The sequence below is a fragment of the Myxacorys chilensis genome, from assembly GCF_059505265.1.
Genome location: NZ_JCACKG010000104.1, coordinates 1 through 11,611, shown reverse-complemented (window position 1 = coordinate 11,611; position 11,611 = coordinate 1). Strand labels below are relative to the sequence as shown.

The 11,611-nt window shown below is 49.9% G+C and carries 10 protein-coding genes and 1 pseudogene; 4 read left to right on the top strand and 7 right to left on the bottom strand.

Annotated features, from left to right (window positions below; genetic code table 11):
* Positions 1–50: 50 nt before the first annotated feature.
* Both AC5JLB_RS07970 and AC5JLB_RS07965 read right to left on the bottom strand, forming a co-directional pair.
* Positions 51–212: pseudogene (locus AC5JLB_RS07970) on the bottom strand (transposase family protein); the annotation flags it as partial.
* A 115-nt stretch (positions 213–327) separates the two neighbouring features.
* Complete coding sequence (locus AC5JLB_RS07965) at positions 328–1,983, bottom strand: transglutaminase domain-containing protein (protein WP_495873294.1); 1,656 nt, start codon at positions 1,981–1,983, stop codon at positions 328–330.
* A 241-nt stretch (positions 1,984–2,224) separates the two neighbouring features.
* Between AC5JLB_RS07965 and AC5JLB_RS07960 the strand changes: the two genes are divergently transcribed.
* Positions 2,225–3,091: a lipid kinase gene (locus AC5JLB_RS07960; RefSeq protein WP_495873293.1), complete on the top strand. Its 867-nt coding sequence runs from the start codon at positions 2,225–2,227 to the stop codon at positions 3,089–3,091.
* Between the two features lie 54 nt (positions 3,092–3,145).
* Here the strand turns inward: AC5JLB_RS07960 and AC5JLB_RS07955 are convergent, their stop codons facing one another.
* The gene (locus AC5JLB_RS07955) at positions 3,146–4,231 is read right to left on the bottom strand and encodes an AAA family ATPase (protein ID WP_495873295.1); all 1,086 of its coding nucleotides are present in this window, start codon (positions 4,229–4,231) and stop codon (positions 3,146–3,148) included.
* A gap of 174 nt (positions 4,232–4,405) precedes the next feature.
* Between AC5JLB_RS07955 and AC5JLB_RS07950 the strand changes: the two genes are divergently transcribed.
* Complete coding sequence (locus tag AC5JLB_RS07950; protein WP_495873292.1) at positions 4,406–7,237, top strand: cation-translocating P-type ATPase; 2,832 nt, start codon at positions 4,406–4,408, stop codon at positions 7,235–7,237.
* Positions 7,238–7,516: 279 nt separating this feature from the next.
* On the opposite strand, the gene AC5JLB_RS07945 is transcribed toward AC5JLB_RS07950, so the two are convergent.
* Positions 7,517–7,675 (bottom strand): hypothetical protein, encoded by a 159-nt coding sequence (locus tag AC5JLB_RS07945; protein WP_495873291.1) that lies wholly within the window; start codon positions 7,673–7,675, stop codon positions 7,517–7,519.
* 197 nt (positions 7,676–7,872) lie between these two features.
* The gene (locus AC5JLB_RS07940; protein ID WP_495873290.1) at positions 7,873–8,004 is read right to left on the bottom strand and encodes a hypothetical protein; all 132 of its coding nucleotides are present in this window, start codon (positions 8,002–8,004) and stop codon (positions 7,873–7,875) included.
* Positions 8,005–8,096: 92 nt separating this feature from the next.
* Here AC5JLB_RS07940 and AC5JLB_RS07935 point away from each other — a divergent pair, with 92 nt between their 5' ends.
* A complete protein-coding gene (locus AC5JLB_RS07935) occupies positions 8,097–8,366 on the top strand; it encodes a glutaredoxin family protein (RefSeq protein ID WP_495873289.1) in 270 nt (89 codons plus the stop codon).
* 42 nt (positions 8,367–8,408) lie between these two features.
* Positions 8,409–9,917 carry a UDP-N-acetylmuramoyl-L-alanyl-D-glutamate--2,6-diaminopimelate ligase gene (locus AC5JLB_RS07930; protein ID WP_495873288.1) on the top strand — a complete coding sequence of 503 codons (1,509 nt, stop codon included), beginning with the start codon at positions 8,409–8,411 and terminating at the stop codon, positions 9,915–9,917.
* 86 nt (positions 9,918–10,003) lie between these two features.
* On the opposite strand, the gene AC5JLB_RS07925 is transcribed toward AC5JLB_RS07930, so the two are convergent.
* Together AC5JLB_RS07925 and AC5JLB_RS07920 are read right to left on the bottom strand one after the other, a co-directional pair.
* On the bottom strand, positions 10,004–10,930 hold the full coding sequence (locus AC5JLB_RS07925) for a tetratricopeptide repeat protein (protein ID WP_495873287.1): 927 nt from the start codon (positions 10,928–10,930) through the stop codon (positions 10,004–10,006).
* A gap of 129 nt (positions 10,931–11,059) precedes the next feature.
* Complete coding sequence (locus AC5JLB_RS07920) at positions 11,060–11,362, bottom strand: hypothetical protein (protein ID WP_495873286.1); 303 nt, start codon at positions 11,360–11,362, stop codon at positions 11,060–11,062.
* Positions 11,363–11,611: the final 249 nt, after the last annotated feature.

Here is an 11,611-nt window from a genome sequence, read left to right as displayed (position 1 = left end):
AATCGCCTTTGGACTAGTCATTTAGACCCAAACAACATGTCTGAGACATTACCGTAATTTTCAATCTCAACCCAATTATCGGCTCCACAAATCACCGCACAAATCGTGATCAAGACAAGATCCAGGAGTAAATGCTCAATGCTGTGCTGTGCCCGTGGGTCTTCGAGCGAGCTGAAGTGTTCTTTGAGCGGAATAATAGCGGCATCCATCATGGAAAAACTTGCCTCGAAGCCAGGATTGTTCTGGATTCTATGCCCTCTTCCGTATCAGTTCAACTCTTCAGCTGCAATTATGAAGAAACGTATGCGTTCGCCCTATCACCCTCTTCTATTCCAGTTCTCCTAAAATCGTAAACCGAATATGATTGATCGCTAGGTCTCCGACAGAAACATCGACCAAATCGCCCACCGGAATTCCTTGACTTCGCAGCGATTCAAACGTAATGCCTTTGCCAATCTCGGCGTGATACCACGGTAAGCCCATGAAAAAACGGGTTGGGTAAGGTCCGCCTTCAATAATGTCATCGGGATTCGATTCCATTGGCAACCAGCCAAAGCCAGGAACATAAAACTCTAGCCACACATGATTAAAGTCTGGCTCTAGCGGAATATTTTGCCGATCGCCGAACGGCGGACATTTATAGCGCCCGACAGTGCGACAAGCAATTCCATTTAAACGGGCTAACGCAAGCAGTAAACCTACATACTCTCCGCAAGAACCAATTCCGCGTTCTAAAACCACATCAGGTGGATCGATGTGGGGCTTAATTCCATAGGACAAGCGATCGTAGACAAAGTTGCGAATCTTCAAAATCTTCCGCAACACATTTGTCTCAGTGCCGATCGCCTCTTTTGCCGCTTGTTGAATGACGGGTTTATCCATCGCCAATTCATCATCATCGACCAGATAACGGGCCTGAAAGTCTGGCGGCAGCTCAGGCGCTCGGTGCGTATCATCAAAATTAATTTGATATTTAATACCTCGAACTTCGAGCAAGGCTTTCCAGCCAAAGATGTGTCGCTCATTTGCTTTCAGCGCGGCAAACTTAAACACAGCGACTCGTTGCCCATCTTTAATTTCTTCGGTAAACGGCAGCCCGATCGCTTCAACATGGCGCACTTTCTGACGATGGGTTTCCGCTGGCAACGCAATTCGCCACTCCAAATCTTCCAAATCCACAGCATCGAGCGGCAGCAACTCTTCGATGTAGGACATTTCTAGCAAATATCCATTCGAGAGGGCATAGCGCTCTTGTTGGTTGTAGTGAGCGTAGAGCGGATGAATAAAGGTGCGATCGCGAAAGGTTAATTCGTGGCTCGGATCTTCGTTCGGATTGTCGCGAATATAAGCCTCTTCTCCAGCATAGGCAACATAGAGCGTTGCTTGGTTCGAGAGGGGATCGGGAGCAAACGCAAGTCCAGTCGGACTCTCAAACGGCGTCAACACATTGAACTGCAATTCTCCGGTGGCTCGATCTAGACAGTAAACCGTTTGTTCCGTGCGATCGCACAGCCACAGTTCTTCATCTCGCAGCGTGAGGTTGGTACTCCCGACGCCTGGCAGCGCGAATTGAGTAATCTTTCGACCCGTATCGCGTTCGTAAACCAGGATATAACCTAGTTTCTGACATGTAACATACACCGTTGATTCCCAAATTCCAACCCCGTCGGCAGGGTAGGGCAACGTTGCAAAAAGTTGAGGCGAGAACGTTTCAAAATCGCAGTAGTAAACGCTATCCTCTTTCGTGAACCAAACCGTCTCCTGCCAAACCGCCAACCCTGTTGCATCTTCAAACAGTTCAACGTGGTGGGGATTAAGAACGATCGTATTATCTGTGAGCGGATCGATTTGTAGAAGATATCCTCTAACGTGATCGAGCGCGATCAGCTTGTCTTGCCGCGCGGCTAAGCCGTGCAGAGCATATACCCCAAAGGGTCGAAGCGTCCGAGGACTTCTTGCTGTGCGATCCATCGAGCTAGTCATGTCGTTCTGCCTTGTTGAGATGCCATTGAGCATCAGAGCCCAAACCGAATTTCCATCTTCACCTATGATAGTGAAGACTATCTCACGAAGAATGTATTGAAAAGAGCGTTAAGGCAGAATATGAAATAGGAGCCGAGCAGTAACTGCTCAAATCATATCTTCTGCCTCATTCTAAATCCTTCTCCTGTGAGAGAAGGACTGTCAAAAAACGCTTATCCGTCGTCCTTTCCCGGTTTGTTCTATGGTACGTGCATTACTTCTCGTCAATCGTCATGCTCGCAAAGGCAAAGAGGCGTTGGATGCCGCGATCGCGCAGCTTCAAGCCCTCGATTTTGAGTTGTTTGAAGAATCAACTGACAATCCCAAACAATTGCCTAATGTGATCCGAAAGTATCGCGATCGCGCGGATCTGGTGATCATTGGCGGTGGTGACGGAACGCTGAATGCAGCGATCGAGGGGCTAGTAGACACAAAGCTACCGCTTGGCATTCTTCCACTTGGCACCGCTAACGATCTCGCCCGGACATTAGGCATCCCGGAAACTCTGCCCGAAGCTTGTCAAATTATTGCTGACGGAAAGCACCATGCGATCGATGTGGGCTGGGTGAATGAGAAATACTTTTTTAATGTGGCGAGTATGGGGCTGAGTGTTGATATTACCCGTAAATTAACGAAACAAGCCAAGAAACAGTGGGGGGTTTTTGCCTATGCCGCTACAGCATTACAGGTATTGATCAACAGCCGCCGTTTTAGCGCCGAAATTCGGATGGAAGGCCGCTCAGCAACGGTCAAAACAGCTCAGATTGCTGTGGGAAATGGTCGATACTATGGTGGTGGAATGGCAGTCGCAGAAGATGCGACGATTGATGATCAGCGTCTCGATTTGTACAGCCTAGAAATTGAGCATTGGTGGCAAATGTTGCTGGTGTTGCCACCAATGCGTCGAGGCACGCAACATAAATCGAAGTGGGTGCAAACGTGGCAAGGCAAAGAATTTTTTGTTTATACGCGCAAACCCCGCGCCATTAATACCGATGGAGAAATCACAACCTATACACCTGCTCATTTTCGATTGATTCCGAAGGCGTTAACGGTGTTTGTGCCTTAGCGTTCTACGGCATGAAGCAGGAGTGCTATTCAACTGTTACCAGATCCGTGCCACTCACCCCAACCGATACTTCAACCAAAACGCCAACATCGGCAACGCGATTCGATATCCTTGCTCTGCTCCGTACACCAAGCCTTTCTGCTCCAAACTCGCCAACGCACCTTGCAATCCGCCACCGCGAGACAAGTTGTGTTTTTGAATGTATTCCCGCGCATGAGGGCTATCGGTTGGATCAAGCGCCAAACTTTCTAGCACCCGCACCTGGCTACTGGGTAACAGCAGAATCAGTGATTCAAACGTAACGGAGAGATCTTCAACCAGCGCGATCGCACTCTGGTAAACATGATGGGGTTGAATTTGAGGAGATGGGTTGTTGAGGAGTTCGATCCAGACACGGCGAGCCAGCGCGATCGCATCGCCAAAATGTCCTTGAACGCAGCCCAGAAATAGCTCTAGCGCCTGAGTTTCGAGATCAAACGCGAGATCTTTTGTTGCCATTGCCTCAATAACCCAGGCGTGTAATTCCTGATCTGGCAACGGGGCTAATGGAATCACTTTGACATCCGCATCCTTCGTCCACCGTTCTGCAACCGTGGCAATCAGGGCATAGCTAACGCGAGACTGACGCTGAATCTCTTGGCGCAAATACTGCTCCCATCTACCGCCTCGATCCCATGATCGAATGTGCGGAAAGTTTTGAAACACCAGCACAACTCGACAATCTAACCATTCTGCCAACACTTGCGGCAATGTCAGCAACGCTTCAAACAATAACCACTCTTTGCTAGGCGCAACATGCCAAACTAGCACCAAACGCCCACTAGTGGATGGCTTTAACGTAAACGGCTGATCTTGACTCCAGTGCTGAATAAAGGCAACTTCTTCGTCTGCTTCAAACGTGGTCAAAATTGCCTCAGCCAACAGCTGCAAAAATCGCCTGTAGTCTGTTGCACGAAGGCAATCAATTTCGATCACCCTTGCCTTTGCCTCAGTTGCCGCCGCTCGAATTAGCGTGCGCCGACCAATGCCTGGAACACCTGCCAATAACAAATCGCCATCTTCAGCCAAAATTTGGCTGACCTGCCGCAACTCCAATCGACGACCCACCAACGCTTTAAAACTAAACGGGTTTCCAACCATCACGGAAAATAGAGCTCTGTAGACAGTTCAGACCTTAGATAGCTGAAACCAAAGGGCTTGATGTCTCGATTCTATAATCTAAGTTAAAAAATTGCACTAAGTTTTAGTGCTGTATTTTTTAGTTAAGCACTATCATGAGGAACTGTAAGCATTCATTCTCTACCTACTCGTTCTATGTCTGCACACGCTCAACCAAAGCTGGATACTGCTTGGCACACTCTAGAAGCACCGCGATCGCTAGAGCTACTTCAAAGTGATCAGCATACCGGACTGTCGGAATCGCAAGTCAGCGATCGTCAAGGAAAATACGGTCTGAACGAATTGGAAGAAACGGGCGGACGTAGCACGTTTGAGATTATTATCGACCAGTTCAAAAACATCATGCTGATCATGCTGATCGCGGTCGCCTTGATCTCTGGTGTTTTGGACTTGTTGGACTGGAGAAATGGAGCGCTGAAACCAGGGGAGATTCCCTTTAAAGATACGATCGCCATCCTTGCGATCGTCATTCTCAACGGCATTTTGGGCTATCTCCAAGAAAGTCGAGCCGAAAAAGCGCTCGCGGCGCTTAAGCAGTTGGCATCGCCTAGAGTGCGCGTGTTGCGAGATGGTAAGACGATCGAAGTTGATTCTAAAGATCTCGTGCCGGGCGACGTGATGTTGCTCGAAGCGGGGGTTCAGGTATCGGCAGACGGTCGTTTAGTCGAAGCGATCAACTTACAGGTTCGAGAATCGGCGCTGACTGGAGAAGCGCAAGCGGTCAATAAGAATGCGAAGGTGCATTTGCCGGAAGACACGTCACTCGGCGATCGCATTAATCTGGTGTATCAAGGCACAGAAGTGGTGCAGGGTCGGGGAACGGTTTTAGTCACTGGAACCGGAATGCGAACTGAAATCGGCAAAATTGCCGCGATGTTGCAGGCAGTGGAGACAGAACCAACACCGCTTCAGCAACGGATGAGTCAACTCAGCAACGTTCTGGTCGCCGGGGCACTGATCTTAGTTGCGATCGTGGTGATTGGCGGACTCATCGTGACTCGCGATTTAGGCAGATTTAAAGATCTGCTCGAAACCTCACTTAGCATGGCGGTTGCGGTTGTACCAGAAGGATTGCCTGCCGTCATTACGGTAACGTTAGCCTTGGGAACGCAGCGGATGGTGCGTCGTCAAGCCCTGATTCGTAAGCTGCCTGCGGTTGAAACGCTGGGGTCAGTCACCACCATTTGTTCAGATAAAACCGGAACGTTAACGCAAAATAAAATGGTTGTGCAATCGCTGCACACGATTAGCTTAAATCCTAAAGTAAGTGGACACGGATACAGCCCTGAAGGGGAATTTTCAACGTCAGAAAATGCTAAGTTGATTGCAACCGATCACCCAGAGCTAAGAGCGTTACTCCTGGCCTGTACCGTGTGTAACGATTCGATTTTGCAACAGCAAGACGGACAGTGGGCAATTCTAGGTGATCCGACCGAAGGCGCACTGCTAACGGTTGCTGCGAAAGCTGGATTTGAGCGCGACCAGTGGAATAGCAAGCTTTCCCGGGTTGGAGAGTTTCCGTTCTCTTCAGAGCGCAAACGCATGAGCGTGATTGTGAAAGATGCCGCCGGATTATTGCAGGCTGAAACCGATTTTCTATCTATGCCCTATTTGCTGTTTACGAAAGGGTCTCCTGAACTGGTGTTAGAGCGATGCACCCAAATTCAAATTGGCGATCGCGTCGAGCCAATCACACCCAACCAACGGCAGCAAATTCTAGATCGCAACAACGGCTTGGCGAGAAACGGTCTGCGCGTGTTGGGGTTTGCCTACAAACCGTTGCAAACGGTTCCTGGTGAAGGCACCGACGAAGCGACGGAAAAGGAGTTAGTTTGGCTAGGCTTGATTGATATGCTGGATGCGCCTCGTCCAGAAGTTCGCGATGCGGTGGTGCGCTGTCGGCAGGCAGGCATTCGTCCGGTGATGATTACGGGCGATCATCAATTAACGGCCCAAGCGATCGCACAAGATTTAGGGATTGCTAAACCGGGAGACGAGGTGTTGACCGGACGCGAGTTGGAGCAAATGAGCTTTCAAGAACTTGGGCAACATGTTGATCGCGTGAGCGTTTACGCTCGTGTTGCCCCGGAACATAAGCTCCGCATTGTGCAAGCGCTTCAAGAGAAAGGCAGAATTGTGGCGATGACGGGCGACGGGGTGAATGATGCTCCCGCGCTGAAGCAAGCGGATATCGGTATCGCTATGGGTATCACCGGAACGGATGTCAGCAAAGAAGCCAGCGATATGGTGTTGCTTGATGACAACTTCAGCACGATCGTGGCCGCGACGGAAGAAGGACGAGTCGTTTACACCAACATTCGTCGATTCATTAAGTACATTTTGGGGTCGAACATTGGCGAAGTCTTGACGATCGCCGCGTCTCCCTTGGTTGTGGGGGCGGGCGGTGTTCCGCTCACGCCTCTGCAAATTTTATGGATGAACTTAGTCACCGACGGTCTACCGGCATTAGCATTAGCCGTCGAACCCGCAGAACCAGATGTGATGAATCGTCCGCCTAACCATCCGGGGGAAAGCATTTTTGCCCGTGGATTAGGCGCTTACATGATCCGAATTGGCATTGTCTTAGCAATTCTATCGATCGGGCTGATGGGATGGTCATACCAGTACGCGCAGCAGAGCGGCGACCCGGAACGCTGGAAAACGATGGTGTTTACGACCTTATGTTTGGCGCAGATGGGACACGCGATCGCAATCCGCTCTAACACGCGCCTAACGATCGAACTCAACCCGTTCACCAATCCCTATGTGTGGGGTTCCGTCATTCTGACCAGCCTTCTACAACTCGCGCTCATTTATGTTGCACCGTTACGGGACTTCTTTGGAACGCACCTTCTAAGCTCTACCGAACTCCTGATTTGCGTTGGAGTCAGCTTACTGATGTTTGTTTGGATCGAGGCAGAGAAACTCTTCTTCCGGCTCTTTTTCCGCAACCACAAGCTAGAGTGAGTCTGCCTCCCTAGACCTTTATAAGAATCGCGGCTGCAAGGAATCACTCTTTGCAGCCGCAATTTTTGGGAACAGACTCTCACACCACCTTTGTTCTGATTTGTCTTTGGAAACGGCAAGAATAACTTTCAGAAGCGGTGCTGAATGCGGGTAGGGTTGTTCCTCACCTCTTGCCTTCCTCATACACGGGGAAAGCCTGTTAGCTATCTTAAAGAGCGAGGATGACGGCAACCATACACGTTTCACATTGAAAGTTAGTAGCGCTTAAATAACGTCAATTCAGGTTAAGCCATCAGTGCCAAAGCCACGTTCCAACCGCCCTCGCTTCTCGACCCGTCCCCTTTCATTTCCTTTAGCGAGGGGGTGTCGGGGGACGGCTTCCGTCTCCTGACAGGCGGGGGCGCGGGGGGAAAGTCCCCCGAATTGTGGCAACGCCACCCAACCCGCTCTAATCGTCTTATCCCGAATTCACGTTAAATAATGAGTCCTGGCTTACTGCTTCGGAGTTCCTATTTGCAGCCAGGGAGTTCTCATTTGTGGCTAAAGGGTTCCTATTTGTAACCAGGGAGTTCTCATTTGTAACCAAAGAGTTCCTACTTGTAACCAGGAAGTTCTCATTTATGGCTGAAGAGTTCTCATTTATTGATCCGGACTTCTCGCTCACCAATTCGGAGTTTGTAGGACGAGCGATTGCTGCTTTCTACAAAAGCATAGCGTTTAGAAAGCAAATCAGTCTTTACCGTTTTACCCACTGCTGTTGCCCTCATCCTCACATCCTCTACCCAAATCAGCAACACCCCTCCAAAGATAAATCTTCAAAGATAAAATAGAAGACAGCAAGGCGTTTCTAAGATTGATCATGAAGCTCATTCTCTATAGCAAACCAGGGTGTCACCTCTGCGAAGGACTGCAGGAAAAGCTAGGGCAAGTCCAGCACCCGACGTTTGAATTAGAAATGCGCGATATTACGACTCGTGAGGAGTGGTTTCAAGCCTATCAATACGAAATTCCAGTTCTATTTCTAGAAAATCCGTCAAATTCCCAGCTTGTGCCCTTGCCTCGGCTCTCCCCTCGCGCTACTGTTCAACAATTGGAAAGCCTGTTACAGAAATATTGCTCAGCAGGTTGATAATCAGTAGACCGACAATCCTCACAGGCAAGGAGTGAATGTATGCAGCTTAGAGAGTTACTGGCAACGCTCCCCAATTTGGGCGAGCTTCCAACTCATCCAGCCTTTAGTGCAGAGGTAAAAGGATTAACAACCAATTCGCTTGCTTGTCAGCCCGGAGATGTGTTTATCGGAATGCCAGGAACTCGCGTGGATGGGGGCGATTTTTGGCAAGGAGCGATCGCGGCAGGTGCGATCGCGGCAATTGTTTCTCCCGAAGCTGCCAGTCGAGCTATGGGCGACCCGGTGTTTGCATCAGACCATGCGCCGTTGGTGATTCCGGCGATCGACATAACCCAAACCTGCGCTCACCTTGCGACTGCGTTTTACAATCATCCCGCCGCGAAGCTGAAGCTGGTTGGGGTCACAGGAACCAACGGCAAAACCACCACTACTCACCTGATCGAATATTTGTTGAATCAAGCTGGTAAAGATACGGCAATGCTCGGAACCCTTTACACACGATGGAAGGGGTTTCAGCAAACGGCAGTTCACACGACTCCGTTCGCGGTAGAACTTCAGCAGCAATTTGCGGCAGCGATCGCAGCAGGCTGTGAGTATGGGGTAATGGAAGTCAGTTCTCATGCGCTCGATCAAGGGCGAGTGCTAGGCTGTCCGTTCGAGGTGGCGGTGTTTACCAATTTGACGCAAGACCACCTCGACTATCACAAAGACATGGAAGACTATTTTGCGGCAAAAGCGCTGTTGTTTAGTCCGTCTTATCTGAAAGGACGAGCCATCGTGAACCTCGACGATCCCTATGGGCAGCGTCTGATTGAACAAATCAAGCAGCCCGTTTGGAGCTATAGCACACAGCAACCCGCCGATTTGTGGACAAGCGATTTGAGCTACAGTCCAGCCGGAGTCAGCGGAACTTTGCATACCCCGATGGGAGACGTGCCGTTTCAGTCGCCGTTAGTTGGTCAGTTCAATCTGGCAAATCTGTTGGCAGCCGTAGGAGCGGGGTTGGAGTTGGGATTGGAGCTGGATGCGATCGCGCAAGCGCTCCCTCATTTTTCTGGCGTGCCAGGCCGCATGGAGCAAGTCCAAGTCAGCCCCAATCAAGACATTAGCGTGATTGTTGATTATGCTCATACGCCTGACAGTTTAGAAAATATGCTGAAAGCGGCGCGACCATTTATTTCCGGCCAAATGATTTGTGTGTTTGGCTGCGGGGGAGATCGCGATCGCACCAAGCGCCCTTTGATGGGCAACATTGCCGCTACGCTGTCCGATCAAATTATTGTCACCTCAGATAATCCCCGCACCGAAGATCCAGCCCGAATTTTAGACGATGTGGTAGAAGGCATTCCAGCCTCCATCACGCCAACCGTGATTGCAGATCGGGCCACGGCAATTCACACCGCAATTCTGCAAGCGAAACCAGGAGATGGCGTTTTAATTGCAGGCAAGGGACACGAAGACTATCAAATTCTGGGAACCGAGAAGATTCACTTTGACGATCGCGAGCAGGCAAGAGACGCTTTGATGCAGCGAGATTCCCAAGCATAAAGTTTAGAAACAGATTTTTTAAAAGATAGCGGCCAGATCTGCTAAATCTGGCCGCTATCTTTGTTAAACACTGCGAGCGATCGCAGTTAATTCTTCGTTGCGGGGACAGGACTGCTTTCAGGCTTCGCTGGAGCCGCAAAATTACCAGTAGCAGGATTACTGGAATTTGATCCATCGCTTGGCGCGGAAGGATTAGGCGCTGAGGACGGAGGAGCCGCCGCAAATTTATTGATCTGATCTTTGAATTGAGCCGGAGCTAAAGACGCTGCTTTATCGAAGAGCGGTTTCGCCTGATCGTCTCTGCCTTGCTCTTTCAACACTTGTGCTTTGTACAACACAGGCTGGAAGTCATTTGGGTTACTCCGCATCGCCTCATTAAACACATTCAGCGCTTCGTCGTAGCGTTTCTGAGTTGCAAACACCTTTCCGAGCAACACCTGTACGGCTGTCGTATCTACACTTCCCGCTTGGTTCTTGTTAGCAGCAGGGGCTTGCTTGAGCGTGTCTTGCAACAGCCCGATCGCCGCTTCAGGACGCTGTTGTTTCACCAACAAATCTGCTAATCCTTGCAGCGATAGTAGATCTCCAGGCTTCGTTTGCAGCACCTCGCGATAGGTTTGCGCGGCCCCCTCGTGATCGCCGTTATACTGCTTCACCTGAGCCAACAGCACCGCGTATTCCGTCATGCCTGGATTGAGTTGTGAAAGCTTTTCGAGCGGCTCTACCATGCCCTTTGGATCGTTCAATTGCCGCCGCGCATCAAGCAGGCCGCGCAACGCCACCTGATTGTCTGGCTCTTTTTGCAGCACGGCCTCATAGCCCTTTGCTTGCGCCTCAAGCTCTACCTTGCGACCGTCGGAAGAAGCCGACTGACTGGGATTAGGGCTGGCTTTCGATTGGGCATCGCCACTCAGCGCAGACGTTAGCAGGGGAATCATCGTTACCCCCAGCAGTCCAACCGTCGCCACAATCAGCACCACATTTATCAGCCAACGATTCCGCTTTTCTGACACAAGATCGCCTCAAAACTCTACGCAACCCATGATAGTTCGTAATTTCAAATTCGTAGTTCGTAATTTGAGATAAGCGTCAACGCCAGGAGTTTGGCATCACTCGTAGCTTACGAACTACGAATTTGTTGACTACGAATTTGCCGTCGCGGGTCTCTGGCTCGCTGTCGGTAAGGTGGTTTGAGAAACAGGATCTGCTTCCGCAATTTCAATGTGGTTTAGCAGCGTCGTTACAAAGGCAAATAGCAGGAACGGTAGTGACAAGACCAACACTAGGCCAACTGTTGCTAATGCGTAGATCGGGCGGCTTGCTCCCATGAGTGCCATTGCGGATGCCAAACTTAGGAAAATAACGATTAACCAAGCGATGATCTGACCGTAAATATCTCCGAAGGAAAGCGTGCATTTTAACTGATATCGTTGGATGTTACTCATGGTGTTTCAACGTCTCACTATCCCTCTAAAAGTAACGCTTTCCTTAGCGAAGCGAGAGTGTTCTCAATGTTATTGCAAGGATCTTAATCTACCGTTACAGAAGACAAGCGAGATGAGTCGTGTCGTTCCGTTTCCTCACGGATCAACGTCGATAGAGTTTTACGGGCGATCGATAAAAGCCTTCAATACAAAATGGGTCGTGTTCTAGACGTGTGGAGCGATAGCTAAATGGGTAATCCAAATTCGTAC

Excerpts from the sequence above, each read along its gene's own strand:
- AC5JLB_RS07965 (WP_495873294.1), bottom strand. The coding sequence starts at position 1,983 with ATGACTAGCTCGATGGATCGCACAGCAAGAAGTCCTCGGACGCTTCGA.
- AC5JLB_RS07960 (WP_495873293.1), top strand. The coding sequence starts at position 2,225 with ATGGTACGTGCATTACTTCTCGTCAATCGTCATGCTCGCAAAGGCAAA.
- AC5JLB_RS07955 (WP_495873295.1), bottom strand. The coding sequence starts at position 4,231 with ATGGTTGGAAACCCGTTTAGTTTTAAAGCGTTGGTGGGTCGTCGATTG.
- AC5JLB_RS07950 (WP_495873292.1), top strand. The coding sequence starts at position 4,406 with ATGTCTGCACACGCTCAACCAAAGCTGGATACTGCTTGGCACACTCTA.
- AC5JLB_RS07940 (WP_495873290.1), bottom strand. The coding sequence starts at position 8,004 with ATGAGGGCAACAGCAGTGGGTAAAACGGTAAAGACTGATTTGCTTTCT.
- AC5JLB_RS07935 (WP_495873289.1), top strand. The coding sequence starts at position 8,097 with ATGAAGCTCATTCTCTATAGCAAACCAGGGTGTCACCTCTGCGAAGGA.
- AC5JLB_RS07930 (WP_495873288.1), top strand. The coding sequence starts at position 8,409 with ATGCAGCTTAGAGAGTTACTGGCAACGCTCCCCAATTTGGGCGAGCTT.
- AC5JLB_RS07920 (WP_495873286.1), bottom strand. The coding sequence starts at position 11,362 with ATGAGTAACATCCAACGATATCAGTTAAAATGCACGCTTTCCTTCGGA.